This window comes from Nocardiopsis halotolerans DSM 44410, from assembly GCF_000341065.1.
GTDB classification, from domain to species: domain Bacteria; phylum Actinomycetota; class Actinomycetes; order Streptosporangiales; family Streptosporangiaceae; genus Nocardiopsis; species Nocardiopsis halotolerans.
This window is the reverse complement of sequence record NZ_ANAX01000349.1, coordinates 1-15,480: the sequence shown is the minus strand read 5'-3', so window position 1 is coordinate 15,480 and position 15,480 is coordinate 1. Positions and strand designations below refer to the sequence as shown.

Annotated in this window: 15 protein-coding genes (1 of these 15 only partly in view); 11 read left to right on the top strand and 4 right to left on the bottom strand. The window is 71.8% G+C overall.

All coding sequences use genetic code 11. From position 1 onward, the window contains the following. Positions 1-91: the end of a hypothetical protein gene (locus D455_RS0125930; RefSeq protein WP_017573579.1), read on the top strand. It extends 611 nt beyond the left edge of the window; the window shows 91 of its 702 coding nt (coding positions 612-702); its start codon lies beyond the left edge, outside the window; the stop codon is at positions 89-91. 16 nt (positions 92-107) lie between these two features. Here the strand turns inward: D455_RS0125930 and D455_RS0125925 are convergent, their stop codons facing one another. The 4 genes from D455_RS0125925 to D455_RS0125910 all read right to left on the bottom strand — a co-directional run bounded on the left by D455_RS0125925 (position 108) and on the right by D455_RS0125910 (position 4,293). Further along, positions 108-1,976, bottom strand: a complete 1,869-nt coding sequence (locus tag D455_RS0125925; RefSeq protein WP_026122984.1) for an AMP-dependent synthetase/ligase — start codon at positions 1,974-1,976, stop codon at positions 108-110. A gap of 73 nt (positions 1,977-2,049) precedes the next feature. Further along, positions 2,050-2,535, bottom strand: a complete 486-nt coding sequence (gene ybaK, locus D455_RS0125920) for a Cys-tRNA(Pro) deacylase (protein ID WP_193789464.1) — start codon at positions 2,533-2,535, stop codon at positions 2,050-2,052. 242 nt (positions 2,536-2,777) lie between these two features. Then, a complete protein-coding gene (locus tag D455_RS0125915) occupies positions 2,778-3,551 on the bottom strand; it encodes an LON peptidase substrate-binding domain-containing protein (RefSeq protein ID WP_017573576.1) in 774 nt (257 codons plus the stop codon). Positions 3,552-3,732: 181 nt separating this feature from the next. Beyond that, complete coding sequence (locus D455_RS0125910) at positions 3,733-4,293, bottom strand: ferritin (RefSeq protein ID WP_017573575.1); 561 nt, start codon at positions 4,291-4,293, stop codon at positions 3,733-3,735. A gap of 248 nt (positions 4,294-4,541) precedes the next feature. Here D455_RS0125910 and hisD point away from each other — a divergent pair, with 248 nt between their 5' ends. The 10 genes from hisD to D455_RS0125860 all read left to right on the top strand — a co-directional run bounded on the left by hisD (position 4,542) and on the right by D455_RS0125860 (position 15,324). Then, a complete protein-coding gene (hisD, locus tag D455_RS0125905; protein WP_169552681.1) occupies positions 4,542-5,837 on the top strand; it encodes a histidinol dehydrogenase in 1,296 nt (431 codons plus the stop codon). 117 nt (positions 5,838-5,954) lie between these two features. Next, entirely contained in the window at positions 5,955-7,037 is a 1,083-nt protein-coding gene (locus tag D455_RS0125900) for a histidinol-phosphate transaminase (RefSeq protein WP_017573573.1), read from the top strand. 84 nt (positions 7,038-7,121) lie between these two features. Further along, positions 7,122-7,715: an imidazoleglycerol-phosphate dehydratase HisB gene (hisB, locus tag D455_RS0125895; protein WP_026122983.1), complete on the top strand. Its 594-nt coding sequence runs from the start codon at positions 7,122-7,124 to the stop codon at positions 7,713-7,715. Further along, complete coding sequence (locus D455_RS34670; RefSeq protein WP_017573571.1) at positions 7,716-7,877, top strand: hypothetical protein; 162 nt, start codon at positions 7,716-7,718, stop codon at positions 7,875-7,877. A gap of 18 nt (positions 7,878-7,895) precedes the next feature. Next, positions 7,896-8,555 (top strand): imidazole glycerol phosphate synthase subunit HisH, encoded by a 660-nt coding sequence (hisH, locus tag D455_RS0125885; protein ID WP_040685133.1) that lies wholly within the window; start codon positions 7,896-7,898, stop codon positions 8,553-8,555. Positions 8,556-8,705: 150 nt separating this feature from the next. Next, entirely contained in the window at positions 8,706-9,467 is a 762-nt protein-coding gene (gene priA / locus D455_RS0125880) for a bifunctional 1-(5-phosphoribosyl)-5-((5-phosphoribosylamino)methylideneamino)imidazole-4-carboxamide isomerase/phosphoribosylanthranilate isomerase PriA (RefSeq protein ID WP_017573569.1), read from the top strand. Next, a complete protein-coding gene (hisF, locus tag D455_RS0125875) occupies positions 9,464-10,237 on the top strand; it encodes an imidazole glycerol phosphate synthase subunit HisF (RefSeq protein WP_017573568.1) in 774 nt (257 codons plus the stop codon). The genes priA and hisF overlap by 4 nt, the downstream gene beginning before the upstream one ends. A 344-nt stretch (positions 10,238-10,581) precedes the next feature. After that, positions 10,582-11,163 carry a peptidoglycan-binding domain-containing protein gene (locus D455_RS0125870; RefSeq protein ID WP_017573567.1) on the top strand — a complete coding sequence of 194 codons (582 nt, stop codon included), beginning with the start codon at positions 10,582-10,584 and terminating at the stop codon, positions 11,161-11,163. A gap of 310 nt (positions 11,164-11,473) precedes the next feature. Then, positions 11,474-13,489, top strand: a complete 2,016-nt coding sequence (locus D455_RS0125865) for an ABC transporter ATP-binding protein (protein WP_026122982.1) — start codon at positions 11,474-11,476, stop codon at positions 13,487-13,489. Further along, complete coding sequence (locus tag D455_RS0125860) at positions 13,486-15,324, top strand: ABC transporter ATP-binding protein (protein ID WP_017573565.1); 1,839 nt, start codon at positions 13,486-13,488, stop codon at positions 15,322-15,324. Before D455_RS0125865 ends, D455_RS0125860 begins: the two co-directional genes overlap by 4 nt. Positions 15,325-15,480 lie beyond the last annotated feature (156 nt).

Below are 15,480 nucleotides of genomic sequence, written 5' to 3'. Positions count from 1 at the left end.
GGCCGTGTCCGGCCCGGCCCCCGCCGAGCCCTCGGCACACGGCGAGCCGACCCCGTCCGACCACGACCAGGCGGAGGGTCCCCGGCGCTGACCCCGCCCGCACCGCCTCAGAACCTCCGGACGCCGTCCTCGTACATGGCGTCGAGCAGGTCCCGGTACTTGTCCTCGACCACCCGCCGCCGCATCTTGAGACTGGGCGTGATCTCACCCTCCTCGACCGTCAGGTCGCTGGGCAGGATCGCGAACCTCTTCACGGTCTCGTGCCGGGGCAGGTCCCGGTTGAGCTCGTCGACGGCCGCCTGCACCATCTCCCGTACCTTCGGGTCCTTGGTCAGGCCCGTGTAGTTGAGGTGTCCCAACCCGTTCTCCGCCGCCCACGTGTCGATGGCCTCGGGGTCCAGCGCCACCAGCGCCACGCAGTAGGGGCGTCGGTCGCCGTGGACGACCAGGTTGCTGACGTAGGGGCACAGCGCCTTGAACCGGCTCTCGATGCTCTGCGGCGCCACGTACTTGCCGCCGGAGGTCTTGATCAGCTCCTTCTTGCGGTCGGTGATGCGCAGGTGTCCGTTGTCCAGGACGCCGATGTCGCCGGTGGCGAACCAGCCGTCCTCGGTGAGCACCTCCTGACTGGCGCCGGACAGGTTGTGGTAACCGCGCATCACACCGCCGCCGCGGAGGAGGATCTCGCCGTCCTCGGCGATCCGCACCTCGGTGCCGGGCATGGGCAGGCCGACCGTGCCGAACCTGACGCCACCGGGCCGGTTCACGAACGACCCGGCGCTGGTCTCGGTGAGCCCGTAGCCCTCCAGGATGGTGATCCCCGCGCCGTGGAAGAACCGGCCGATGTCGGGCGCCAGCGGCGCGCTGCCGGAGATGAGGAACTTCAGCCGGTCACCGAAGAGGCCCCGCAGTCTGGCGAAGACGAGCCTGTCGGCGACCCTGTGCTGGGCGGCGAGCAGGCCGGTGGGTTCCCCGCCCTCCTCCCGGGTCCGCGAGACACGGTCGGCCACGTCCGCGGCCCACCGGAAGATCCGGTACCTGACCGCGCCGCCCTCCCTGGCCTGCATGACCACCCGGTTGTAGACCTTCTCGAAGATGCGCGGGGCGGCGGCCATGAAGGTCGGCCGCACGGTGGCCAGGTTGTCCACGATCCTGTCGGGGCGGCCGTCCACGGCGGTCCGGAAACCGATCCGCAGCTGACTGACCTGCATGAGCTTGCCGAAGACGTGGGACAGGGGCAGCCACAGGTACTGGACGTCGTCGACGCCCATCAGATCCCACCCCTGCCCGCGCAGCTCGGTGTCCAGGTCCTCCATGGCCTGGGCCTCGTACAGCCAGTTCGCGTGGTCCAGGCGCACGCCCTTGGGCCTGCCGGTGGTGCCGGAGGTGTAGATCAGCGTGGCCAGGTGGTCCGGGGCGACCGCGGCGACCAGCTCCTCGAACAGCTCGGGCCGCTCGGCGTGGAGCGCGGCGCCCGCGGCCGCCAGTTCGTCCAGGGACATCACCCAGTCGTCGTCACCGCCCGCGGTGCCCTCGAAGGCGATCACCCGGGACAGTCCCGGCATCCGGGCGCGCTGCCCGGCGAGTTTGGCGACCTGCTCGTCGTTCTCGGCGAAGGCCACCATGCTGCCGGAGTCGGAGACGATGTAGGCGCAGTCGGGCGGGGTGGAGGAGGGGTAGATGGTGGTGGACGCGCCGCCCGCGCACAGCACGGCCAGGTCGGCGAGGATCCACTCGATCCGCGTGCTGGAGACGATCGCGCACCGGGCCTGGGGGGTCACACCCAGGGTGTGCAGGCCGAGCGCGAGGTCGCGTACGCGGTCACGGGTCTGGGACCAGGTGAGGGACTCCCAGGTCTCGGGGGTGCCGGCCGGGGCGGGGAGGGGGTAGCTGAACGCCTCGGCGTCCCCGGATTCGGAGACGCGGGAGAGGAACATCCCGGGAACGGAGGAGAAGGGGGATGAAGTGTTTCCCATGTCACAAAACTACCCCTGGGTAGGGGGACCGGCAACAGCCCTCACGTGCTCCCGAGGGGCGTCGGCGTCCGACTCAGGGAGCACCGATCGGCGCGGTGACCGCCTCGGTGAGCGTGATCAGGTCGCGTGGTTTGAGTTCCATCTGGAGGCCCCGCCGCCCGGCTGAGACGTAGACGGTGGGCAGGTCGGCCACCGACGCGTCGATCACGGTGCGCAGCCGCTTGCGCTGACCCAGCGGACTGATCCCCCCGCGCACGTATCCGGTGATCTTCTCGGCCCGGGCCGGGTCGGCCATGGCCGCCCTCTTGCCGCCGACCGCCGCGGCCAGCGCCTTGAGGTCGAGCGTGGTGCTGACGGGGACGACCCCCACGGTGAACTGCCCGTCCACCTCGACGATCAGGGTCTTGAAGACGTGCTCGCGGGGAACGCCGAGGGCGTCGGCCGCGTCGGCGCCGTAGGAGTGCCCGTCCGAGGAGCCGTCCACCTCGTAGGGGTGCAGTGTGTACGTGGTCTTGGTCCGCCCGGCGGCCACGGTCGCGGGTGTGGCTTTTGCGCTCATCGAGTCTTCAGGTTCCTTACTCCGCGCGCGAACGCGCTGGCGCGTGCTTCGCGAACGGCCCGGGGTGGGGGTTCCCCGGGCACGTCGCACCGGTTCGCACAGCAGGCTAGGCCACACCGTGACCGGAACGCGCGGTGACGTGCGGAAGAGGTCCGTCTTCCTCCCCCGGGTAACGGTATCGGGCCCTTCGTCCCCTCACGCGTTCGTGGAACCCCGCCACCACGTCCCCACGAGACGCCCTCTCAGTTGAACGACACGCCGTTGTTGAGGAAGGGGCCCGCGGGGAGGTTGGGCAGCGTGGGGGCGGCCACGAGGCGGTTCTCCCGGCGCAGGAACCGGGCGGTCACGGCCAGCCGGGTCGCCGCGTCCTCCGCCTCCAGCAACCGCTGCTTCTCCGCCTGGTCCAGGACCGTGGCCGCGGACACGGCGTAGGACAGCGCGATGGGGTCCTTGGGCAGTTCGGGTGAGGCGTCGGGCGACATCCCGATCGAGGCCAGGCGCTGGGAGTAGGTCCCGAACAGGTCCCGCACCCGCTCGGCGTGCTCCTCGGCGTCCGGGCCCAGCGGTTCGGGCAGGAAGGACACCGAGGCGGTCGAGTACTCCTCGGGCGAGGAGGCGTCCACCTCGGCCAGGTCGGTGATGGTGAACCGCGCGCCGCCCTCCACGACCAGGTCGTAGCGGCCGTCCTCGTAGACGCGCACGTCACGGACCAGCGCGGTGCACCCCGTGGCGCTGATCCGGGGCAGCGCGGTGCCGGGCCCGCCGGTGGTGGGCGCTCCGGTGTCCGCGTCGACCGCGCCCTGGCCGGACTCGGCGGCCACCTCCTGGCCCAGTTCGATCCACACCACCCCGAACCGGCGGGGTCCCTGGCCGGGCTGGGCGGCCGCCACCTCGGGGTCGGGCCCGAGCAGTTCGGAGACCAGCCGCCGGTACCGCCGCTCGAAGACGTGCAGGGGGACGGTCATGCCGGGGAAGAGCACGGTGTTCAACGGGAAGATCGGCAGGGCCAAGGGCATGGTTCCCAGTATGCCCCTCATGCCGGGAACGCGGGTGCCCAAACCGGCGGCGCGTCCCCGTCCGGCCCGTCGGCGGTGGCACGAAGGAGCCCGGGGTCCGGCACCCGTGTCCCCCTCCGGAACGGGCGCCCGGTGCCCCGGGCCGTGGAGACGGCCGCCCTCCGGGCGGCCCGTGGTCGGGTCAGGAGACCGCGGGACCGGCGGTGCCGGGCGCGCTCTGGCCGCCGCTGTCCTCACCGGGCATGTCCCTGGCGACGAAGGTCTCCACGTCGAACAGGTTGCCGTTGGAGCGGTCCACGACGTTGAGGAGCGTCGACATCGTGGCGACCTCCTCGGTCTGCTCCTGGAGGAACCACTGGAGGAACTGCTCGCCGGTGTAGTCGTCCTCGTCGCGGGCGACCTTGGCCAGACGGTGGAACTGCTCGGTCACCTCGCGCTCCTGGCGCAGGGCCAGGGCGACCAGATCGCGGGGCGCGGAGAACTCGGTCTCGATCTCGTCCACACCCGGAAGCCGGAAGTGAACGTCGTTGTCGAGAAGGAACCGCACGATCATCATCGCGTGGTCGCGCTCCTCCAGGGACTGGTCGTAGAACACCCGCGCCAACTGGGGCAGGTCCTTGTCGTCGAACCAGGCGGCGATGGCCACGTACTGGTGGGAGGCAGTGAACTCGTGCCGCACCTGGTCGACCAGGAGCCGGTGGAACTTGGAAAGGCCGATATCGCTGCTCGCGTTCGAAGTCATGGCTCCACCATAACGCACACAAAAGCATTTCGCGACATTTCTGAGTGTGACCCGAATTTCTTAGGCAAGCCTTTCTGAAGTCAATTAAGGTTAGGTGTTCCAAACTTAGGGTGTGCTTATGTAAACGTTTGTTGGACTCTGTTCGCCAACCTCCCGGAGCGGTGCGTACCCGCCGGTGGCGCGGGTGTGGTGTCCATCATCCGGACGGCACCGCCCACCGAATGGGCACGGGCCCCTAGACTGGGGGCGTGATCAGTCGAATCGACCTCCGAGGCATCCAGGGCGACCCGCGTCAGGCCCTTCCGAGAGCGGAACTGGACGTGACCGCCGCCGTCGACCGCGTACGCCCCATCTGTGAGGACGTACGCCATCGCGGTGCCGAGGCGCTGATCGAACTCACCGAACGCTTCGACGGCGTGCGCCTGACCGACACCCGCGTCCCCCGGGACGCGATCCAGGACGCCCTGGCCGACCTCGACCCCGACGTGCGCGCCGCGCTGGAGGAGTCCATCCGCCGCGCCCGCAAGGTCCACCGCGACCAGCGCCGCACCGACCACACCACCCAGGTCGTCCCCGGCGGCACCGTCACCGAGAAGTGGATCCCCGTCGACCGCGTCGGCCTCTACGTGCCGGGCGGGCGGGCCGTCTACCCCTCCAGCGTCGTCATGAACGTCGTCCCCGCCCAGGAGGCCGGTGTGCGCTCCCTGGCGGTCACCTCGCCGCCCCAGAGCGAGTTCGGCGGCCTGCCCCACCCGACCATCCTCGCCGCCTGCGCCCTGCTCGGCGTCGACGAGGTCCACGCCGTCGGCGGCGCCCAGGCCGTCGCCATGTTCGCCTACGGCACGGACGCCTGCGAACGCGCCGACATGGTCACCGGTCCCGGCAACATCTGGGTGGCCGCGGCCAAGCGCCTGCTCAAGGGCGTCATCGGCATCGACGCCGAGGCCGGTCCCACCGAGATCGCGATCCTCGCCGACGCCACCGCCAACCCCGACTACGTCGCCGCCGACCTGATCAGCCAGGCCGAACACGACGTCGTCGCCGCCTCCGTCCTGGTCACCCCGGACGAGGCGCTGGCCGACGCGGTCACCGAACGCCTGGCCGTACGCGTGGCCGCCACCAAGCACGCCGACCGCGTCAGCGAGGCCCTGTCCGGCCCGCAGTCCGGCATCGCCCTGGTCGACGACCTCGACCACGGCCTCGCCGTCGTCAACGCCTACGCCGCCGAACACCTGGAGATCATGACCGCCGACGCCGCCGCCCTGGCCGGGCGCGTGCGCAGCGCGGGCGCCGTCTTCGTCGGCGACTTCTCACCGGTCTCCCTCGGCGACTACGCCGCCGGATCCAACCACGTCCTGCCCACCGGAGGCTGCGCCTGCCACTCCGGCGGCCTGAGCGTGCAGACCTTCCTGCGGGGGGTGCACATCGTCGACTACGACCGCGACGCGCTGGCCGACGTCGCCCACCACGTCATCGCCCTGGCCAACGCCGAGGACCTGCCCGCGCACGGCGAGGCCGTCGCCGCGCGCACGGACCCGGCCTGAGCCCGACGGCCACCCGCCCGGCGGGGAAGAACCCGGGCGCGCGGAGTCCCGCGGCCACACCGGCCGCACCCCGCCCCGCGCGCCCACCCGCCTCCAACCGACCATGAGCGTGGAACCGTGAGCTTCACCCTGAACGACCTGCCTCTCCGCGACGACCTGCGCGGCCGCGCGCCCTACGGCGCGCCGCAGCTGGACGTGCCCGTGGTCCTCAACACCAACGAGAACCCGCACCCGCCCTCGGCGCGCCTGGCCAGGGCCCTGGCCGACGCGGTCGCCGACACCGCCCTCGGCCTCAACCGCTACCCCGACCGGGACGCGGTCCGCCTGCGCGAGGGCCTGGCCGCCTACCTCGACCACGGCCTGACCGCCGACCAGGTGTGGGCGGCCAACGGCTCCAACGAGGTCCTCCAGCAGATCCTCCAGGCCTTCGGCGGCCCCGGGCGGGTCGCGATGGGCTTCGAGCCGTCCTACTCGATGCACCCGATCCTCGCCCGGGGCACCGGCACCGGATGGGTGTCGGTGCCGCGCGCCACCGACTTCCGGATCGACGTGGACGCCGCACTGGCCGCGATCGACGAGCACCAGCCCAGCATCATCTTCCTCACCTCGCCCAACAACCCCACCGGCACCGCCCTGGACCTCGCCGACACCGAGCGCGTCCTCCGGGCCGCGCCGGGGGTCGTGGTCGTGGACGAGGCCTACGCCGAGTTCCGCCGCGAGGGCACGCCCAGCGCCCTGAGCCTGCTGCCCGACCACCCCAGGCTCATCGTCTCGCGCACCATGTCCAAGGCCTTCGCCCTGGCCGGGGCGCGCGTGGGCTACCTGGCCGCGCACCCGGCCGTCGTCGACGCCCTCCAGCTGGTCCGCCTGCCCTACCACCTGTCCGCCGTCACCCAGACGGTCGCGCTCACCGCGCTCGACCACGCCGACGAACTCCTCGCCGCCGTCGCCGACCTGCGCGCCGAACGCGACGCCCTGGTCTCCTGGCTGCGCGAGCAGGGCTTCTCGGTCGCCGACTCCGACGCCAACTTCGTCATGTTCGGCGAGTTCGAGGACCGCACCAAGGTCTGGCAGGCCATGCTCGACCAGCAGGTCCTCATCCGCGAGACCGGCCCGCACGGCTGGCTGCGCGTCACCGTCGGCACCGCCGAGGAGATGGCCGCCTTCCGCGAGGCCCTGCTGAGGGCCACCGGACGCTGAGCCGTGGCCGCCGACGACCACACCACCGCCACCGGGGCCGCCCCGCCCCGCGACAACCGCACCGAGCGAGGAAGTTCCGCCACCATGAGCCGCACCGGACGCGTCGAGCGCACCACCAAGGAAACCAAGGTCCTGGTCGAGATCGACCTGGACGGCACCGGCGTCGCCGACGTCTCCACCGGCGTCGGCTTCTTCGACCACATGCTCGACCAGCTCGCCAAGCACGGCCTGTTCGACCTGACCGTGCGCACCGAGGGCGACCTGCACATCGACTCCCACCACACGATGGAGGACACCGCCCTGGCCCTGGGCGCCGCCTTCCGCGAGGCCCTGGGCGACAAGCGCGGCATCCGCCGCTTCGCCGACGCCAAGGTGCCCCTGGACGAGGCCCTGGCCGAGGTGACCGTCGACGTCTCCGGCCGCCCCTACCTGGTGCACAGCGAGCCCGAGGGCATGGCCCCGGTGATCGGCCGCGACTACGACACCACCATGACCCGCCACATCCTGGAGTCGTTCGTGGCCCAGGCCCGCGTGGCCCTGCACGTCCACGTTCCCTACGGCCGCAACGCCCACCACATCGTCGAGTGCCAGTTCAAGGCGCTGGCCCGCGCCCTGCGCACCGCCACCGAGGACGACCCGCGCGTCAGCGGCGTCCCGTCGACCAAGGGCGCCCTGTAGATGGACACGGACGTCTGGGGGATCGCCCTCATCGTGCTGGGCGGCTTCCTCGCCGGGGGCACCTACGCGCTGTGGAGGACCAACCGGTTCCTCGCCGTCGCCCTGGCCGGGTGCACGGTGCTCGCTCTGGTCTCCGGCGTCCTACGCCTGGACTACTTCTAGAAGGGAAGGGGCGGTCCCATGCCGTCACGAGTGGTCGTCCTCGACTACGGATCGGGCAACCTGCGCTCGGCGCAGCGCGCCATGGAACGCACCGGAGCCGACGTCACCGTCACCTCCGATCCGCACGCCGCCCTGGACGCCGACGGCCTCGTCGTCCCGGGCGTGGGCGCGTTCAGCTCCTGCATGTCCAGCCTCAGGGCCGCGGGCGGCGACCGGATCATCGGCAGGCGGGTCGCCGGGGGGCGGCCGGTCCTGGGCATCTGCGTGGGGATGCAGGTGCTCTTCGACCGGGGGGTGGAACGCACCGACCCCCGCCCCGGCGCCGAGGAGGAGGTGACCGAGGGCTGCGGCGAGTGGCCCGGCACCGTGGACCGCCTGCGCGCGCCCATCGTGCCGCACATGGGCTGGAACACCGTCCGCCCGCCCGAGGACACCCGGCTCTTCGCCGGGATCGGGCCGCAGGACCGCTTCTACTTCGTGCACTCCTACGCCGTGCGCGAGTGGGAGTTCGTCGCCACCAACGAACGCATCCCCAGGCCGAAGGTGACCTGGGCCGAACACGGGGAGCCGTTCGTGGCCGCCGTCGAGAACGGCCCGCTGTGGGCCACCCAGTTCCACCCGGAGAAGTCCGGTGACGCGGGCGCCCGCATCCTGGCCAACTGGGTCGACACCCTCTGAACAGTGCTTCCCCGAGGGCTCCGCCCGACCGCCGCCCGCTGGCCGGGTGCGCTCCGCGCCGAGGCGGCCCTCACTCCCGGCGGACGCCGAGCGCGGTGTTTCGCCCCAGGCGCGGGAACGACTCCTGACCAACGAGCACGAGAAGGCTTCATGACCGGCGAGACCACCACCCCCGTACTCGAACTCCTGCCCGCCGTGGACGTGGCGGGCGGCCAGGCCGTCCAGCTCGTCCAGGGGAGAGCGGGCTCCGGCGGACAGTACGGCGACCCCTTCGAGGCGGCCATGGCCTGGCAGAACGCCGGTGCCGAGTGGATCCACCTGGTGGACCTGGACGCCGCGTTCGGCCGGGGCCACAACCGTGACCTGCTGCGCGACATCGTCGGCCGCCTCGACGTGAAGGTGGAGATGTCCGGCGGCATCCGCGACGACGAGTCACTGGCCGCCGCCCTGTCCACCGGGTGCAGGCGCGTCAACATCGGCACCGCCGCCCTGGAGAACCCCGAGTGGTGCGCGAAGATCATCGCCGAGCACGGGGACCGGATCGCGATCGGCCTGGACGTGCGCGGCACCACCCTGGCCGCGCGCGGCTGGACCCGCGACGGCGGTGACCTCCTCCAGACCCTGGACCGCCTGGAGTCGGAGGGCTGCGCACGCTACGTCGTCACCGACGTCCAGAAGGACGGCACTCTCAAGGGCCCCAACCTGGACCTGCTGCGCACGGTGTGCGAGCGCACCGACAAGCCGGTGGTCGCCAGCGGCGGCGTGTCCAGCCTGGAGGACCTGCGGGCGATCGCCACGCTGGTGCCGCTGGGCGTGGAGGGCGCCATCATGGGCACCGCCCTGTACGAGGGCGCCTTCACCCTGGAGGACGCCCTGGCCGCGGTGCGCGGCGAGGGGGGTGCGGACCGGTGAGCGTGGCGGTACGCGTCATCCCCTGCCTGGACGTGGACGCCGGGCGGGTGGTCAAGGGCGTCAACTTCGAGAACCTGCGTGACGCGGGCGACCCCGTGGAACTGGCGGGCACCTACGACGCGGACGGCGCCGACGAACTCACCTTCCTCGACGTCACCGCCTCCAGCGGCGACCGGGAGACCACCTACGACGTGGTGCGCCGCACCGCCGACCAGGTGTTCATCCCGCTGACCGTGGGCGGCGGCGTGCGTACCACCGACGACGTGGACAGGCTGCTGCGCGCGGGCGCGGACAAGGTGGGCGTGAACACCGCCGCCATCGCCCGCCCCGAACTCATCGGGGAGATCGCCGAGCGCTTCGGCCGCCAGGTGCTCGTGCTCTCCGCCGACGTGCGGCGGGTGCGTGAGGGCGGCCAGCCGACCCCGAGCGGGTTCGAGGTCACCACCCACGGCGGGCGCCGGAGCACCGGGATCGACGCCCTGGAGTGGTGCGAGCGCGCCGCCGGGCTGGGGGCGGGGGAGATCCTGCTCAACTCCATGGACGCCGACGGCACCAAGGAGGGTTTCGACCTGGAGCTGATCCGGTCGGTGCGTGCCCGGGTGGAGGTGCCGCTGATCGCCTCCGGCGGCGCGGGGGCCGTTGAGCACTTCGCCCCGGCCGTGGCGGCGGGTGCGGACGCCGTGCTGGCCGCGACCGTCTTCCACTTCGGGCAGTTCACCATCGCCGACGTCAAGAAGAGCCTGCGCGAGGCGGGCCACCCCGTCCGTTAGCGAGGCGACCGGAAAGGGTGCACCGGTGCACCCCGTCCGGGGCCGGAACGCTCCAGCCGCACCGGCAGCGGGTCCGGCCAACCCACCGGCGTGCCGCGGTGGCCTCCGGGGGACGTGAACCGTCCACCCGGGGGCCGCACGCGCGTTCGTCCGCCCCGCGCGGGGCCACACGCGCTGACCATCGAACCGGTTGGCGCCGGTAGCCGGAGAAGTGGTCGCCGGACAGACAAGTGTGTCCTTTTGGTGGCATTGGCAGCCATTTTGTGAACGTGATACGCGTCTCACGCATCCCACCGTGTGTAGCACCCATCACGGGGATCACATCCGGGGAAAGGACCGCCCTCATGTCCACCACACCCAGACGAAGCGCCTCCCTGCTCGCCGCCACCGCCCTCGCCGCGGTGACCACCCTGGCCTCCGCGCCCCCCGCCCTCGCGGACGACCTCGACCAGACCTCCCCGGAGGCCCTCGCCGCCATCGAGTCCCAGGTCTGGCCCGAATACACCGTCGGTGACTCCAGCATCGACGTCTACGCCGCGAAGATGCTCCTCTCCTACGGCGAGATCAACCCGGGCGAGCTGGACCTGGAGTTCGACCAGGAACTCCACGACACCCTCGTCACCTACCAGGAAGCCTTCGACCTGCACAACGACGGCGACCTCAACCCCGACACCTGGGAGCAGTTCCAGGAGTCCGTCTTCGGCCAGCACCAGTTCCACCGCGGTGACACCGGCCCGGTCGTGACCATGATCCAGCGTGAGCTCAACGCCAAGTTCAACGCCCACCTCACCGTCGACGGCGTCTACGGCCCCAACACCGAGCAGGCCGTCCGCGCCGCCCAGGAGTTCTTCGGCATCGGCGTCGACGGAGTCTTCGGCCCCGTCTCCTTCCACGCCGTGATCAGCTACCAGGACTACGCCCGCTGACCGGCGCCGCCGCCCGGCGGTGACCGCGACCGGTGCCCGGACCGAAGGGTCCGGGCACCGCTTCGCGTGCGCGTGCCCCCACCCGCGCACGCCCGCATCCTCCGCGCCTGGCCGCAACCGGACCCGCCACGCCCCGAACCAGACGGAATAGCCCCGTGGAACCGGGCGCTGAAACAATCCGGTGGAACCTGACGGTGCCGCTGGATAGGTTGTCACGACACGCGCACACCACGGCTCTTCGGCATGCCCGGAGGGCGCCGCGCGTGTGCCGGGCCGGACCCGCCCGGTCAGGCGAGAGAACGGGGGGCGTATGGCGAGGGGCACGACGACAAGGGACCAGGAGACCGAGGAGGGTTCGTCCCCAGCGGGAGCGGACGGCACGCGTACCTCGCCGTCCGGGAAGCCCGCGACGGCCGCCCACACCGGAATGTTCACCCGGGGCATGCGCGTCCTGGGAACCGCCATCCGCACCGAACCGTGGGTCTTCCTCGCGGCCGTCGCCGGAGCCATGCTGCACGCCGCCGTCAACGTCGGCTCCGCGTCCGTCCTCGGCCACCTCACCGACGCCACCATCCTCCCCGCCTTCGAACAGGGAAGCACCACCGCCGCGGCCCTCGTCGGCGCCGCCGCGCTGCTCATGGGCGTCGGCCTCGGCAAGGCCACCGGCATCGCCATGCGCCGCATGCTCGCCGCCCTCATGCAGTTCCGCATGCAGGCCCGCTACCGCCGCGCCGTCGCCCGCAAGTACCTCGAACTGCCCCTGTCCTGGCACCACCGCCACCCCACCGGACAGCTCCTGTCCAACGCCAACGCCGACGTCGAGGCGGCCTGGCAGCCGCTCGCCCCGCTGCCCATGGCGGTCGGCAGCGTGTTCATGCTGGTCATCGCCGCCGTCGCCATGGTCACCACCGACCCGGTGCTCTCCCTGGTCGCCTTCGTCATCTTCCCGGTCATGGCCGCCGCCAACGTCGTCTTCCAACGCCGCGTCTCACCCATGGCCTCCCGGGCCCAGGCGCTGCGGGCCGAGGTCAGCGGCGTCGCCCACGAGTCCTTCGACGGCGCCCTCGTCGTCAAGACCCTCGGCCGCGAGGACACCGAGACCGAACGCTTCACCCACGCCGCCCACCGCCTGCGCGACGCGCTCATCCAGGTCGGCCGCATGCGCTCGATGTTCGACCCGGTCATGGAGGCACTGCCCAACTTCGGCGTGCTCGCCGTCCTGCTCCTGGGCATGTGGCGGCTGTCCACAGGCGCCATCGACCCCGGCGACCTGGTCCAGATCGCCTTCCTGTTCACCCTGCTGGCCCTGCCCATCCGCTCCTTCGGCTGGATCCTGGGCGACCTGCCCCGCAGCGTCGTGGGATGGGACCGCGTCCAGTCCGTCCTGCGCTCCGGCGGCGCCATGGAGTACGGCACCCGCACCCTGGAGGACACCTCCACCGGCATCGCCCTGTCCGCGCACGGCGTCACCTTCTCCTACGCCGACTCCTACGACGTCGACGGCGGCGGACGCGACCTGATGGACGGCGACTCCGGGGGCGCCCGCACCACCGTCCTCAACGGCGTGGACCTGGACATCGCCCCGGGACGCACCGTCGCCCTGGTCGGCCCCACCGGTGCGGGCAAGTCCACACTCACCACCGTCCTCATGCGCCTGGTCGACGCCGACACGGGCACCGTCACCCTCGACGGCGTCGACGTGCGCGACCTCGCCCGCGACCAGCTCCCCCGGCACACCGCCCTGGTACCCCAGGGCACCTTCGTGTTCGAGGACAGCGTCCGCGACAACATCACCCTGGGCGCCGACCTCGACGACGAGCAGGTCTGGGCCGCCCTGCGCCTGGCCCGCGCCGACGGTTTCATCAGCGAACTGGAGGGCGGACTCGACGCCAGGCTCGGCGAGAAGGGCACGACCCTCTCCGGAGGCCAACGCCAGCGCCTGGCACTGGCACGCGCGATCGTGCGCCGCCCGCGGCTGCTCATCATGGACGACGCCACCTCCGCCGTCGACCCGCAGATCGAGGCGCAGATCCTCGCGGGCCTGCGCGAACGCGACGACTCCGCCACCGTGGTCGTGGTCGCCTACCGACGCGCCACCATCGAACTCGCCGACGAGGTCGTCTACATGGAACGGGGACGCGTCCTGGCCCGCGGAACCCACGAGGAACTGCTCACCACCTCGCCCGGCTACACCAGACTCGTCACCGCCTACGAGCGCGCCTCCGCCGAGAGCCAGGCCGAGCGAGCCCCGCTACCCGAGGAACCCGGGCCCCTCGAACCCGCCCGACGCACCCGCGACGACGCCGCCGAGGAGGCCACCCGATGAGTGTCCGCACCGAACAGCGGCCCGACCCCCAGGCACGGGAAAGGGGCCGGGGCGGCGCCACGGCCACGTCCCTGCACCGATCCTCCGACAGCGCGATGGACACCGTCAGACGCGGCCTCAGGCTCTCCCCGGAGTTCGCCCGGGGACTGTGGCTCACCCTGGCCTTCGCCGTCGTGGCCACCGCGGGCAAGGTCATCGTGCCCATCGCCGTCCAGCAGATCATCGACAACGGACTCTCCGGCCCCGACGGGCCCGACCTGGCCTTCGTCACCCGCATGGTCTCCGTCTGCGCCGCCCTGCTCGTGGTGACCATGATCTGCTCCTACCTGATGAACGTACGCCTGTACCGGGCCACCGAGTCCGGTCTGGCCACACTGCGCCGCAAGGCGTTCCGGCACGTCCACGACCTGTCGGTGCTCACCCAGAACAGCGAACGCAAGGGCGCCCTGGTCTCCCGCGTCACCAGCGACGTCGACCAGATCAGCACCTTCATGCAGTGGGGCGGCCTGCTCCTGATCGTCAGCAGCGGCCAACTCCTGGTCGCCACCGTCCTCATGGCGGTCTACTCCTGGCAGCTCACCCTCGTGGTGTGGATCTGCTTCCTGCCCCTGCTGTTCGGCGTGCGCTGGCTCCAGAGGCTGCTGTCCAGGGCCTACCTGAAGGTGCGCGAGAACACCGGCGACATGCTCGGCGTCATCGGCGAGACCGTCATGGGCGCCGCCGTCATCCGCGCCCACGGCACCGAGCGGCGCACCGCCGAGCGCATCGACACCTCCGTCCTGGCCACCCGCCGCGCCCAGGTCCGCGCCCAGCGGCTGTCCATGGCGGTCTCACCCTTCGCCGAGATCATCGCGGCCCTCGGCAACACCGCCGTCGTCCTCATCGGTGTCTGGCTCGGCCTGGACGGCGACCTGACCGCGGGACAGCTCATCGCCTTCCTGTTCCTGATGACGCTGTTCATCCAGCCGATGATGATGGCCACCGAGATCTTCAACGAGGCGCAGAACGCCATCGCGGGCTGGCGCCGCGTCCTGGGCGTGCTCGACACCGCCCCCGACATCGCCGACCCCGGCGAGGCGGGCAGGGTGCTGCCGCGCGGCTCGGTCCGGGTCTCCTTCGAGGACGTCACCTACGCCTACCCCGACGGACCCGTCGTCCTCGACGACGTCGGCGTCGAGATCACCCCCGGCACCCGCGTGGCCGTGGTGGGCGAGACCGGATCGGGCAAGACCACCTTCGTCAAGCTGCTCACCCGCCTCATGGACCCCGACGGGGGCACCGTCCGGCTCGACGGCGTCGACCTGCGCGAGGTGTCCTTCTCCTCCCTGCGCAACCGCGTGGTGATGGTCCCGCAGGAGGGCTTCCTCTTCGACAGTTCCCTGGGCGACAACATCCGCTTCGCCCGCCCCGAGAGCACCGACGCCGAACTGGAGGCCGCCATCACCGAACTGGGGCTCTCGGAATGGCTCGCCAGCCTCGCCCACGGACTCGACACCCCGGTCGGCCAACGCGGCGAGTCCCTGTCCGCGGGGGAGAGGCAGCTGGTCGCCCTGGTACGCGCCTACGTCGCCGACCCGGACCTGCTCGTGCTGGACGAGGCCACCTCCGCCGTGGACCCGCACACCGAGGTGCGCATCCAGCGCGCCCTGGACCGGCTCACGCACGGACGCACCTCCGTGGCCATCGCCCACCGCCTGTCCACCGCCGAGGCCGCGGACCGGGTGCTCGTCTTCGACGACGGGCGCGTCGTGCAGAGCGGCTCGCACACCGAACTGGTCGCCCAACCGGGCGTGTACGCCGACCTGTACGCCTCCTGGGTGCGCTCCTCGGCCTGAGCCCGGGGCGTGCGCGGACGGGCCGTCCACAGGTCCGAAGGAGCGGGTGCGGCCGGGCGAGCGCCGGGCTACCGTTGGTTCAGGGGGTCCCGCACCCCCCGGGGCGGGTGGTGTCACCCCCGAACCCATTCTCCCCGGGCGGGCCCACCAGGGAAA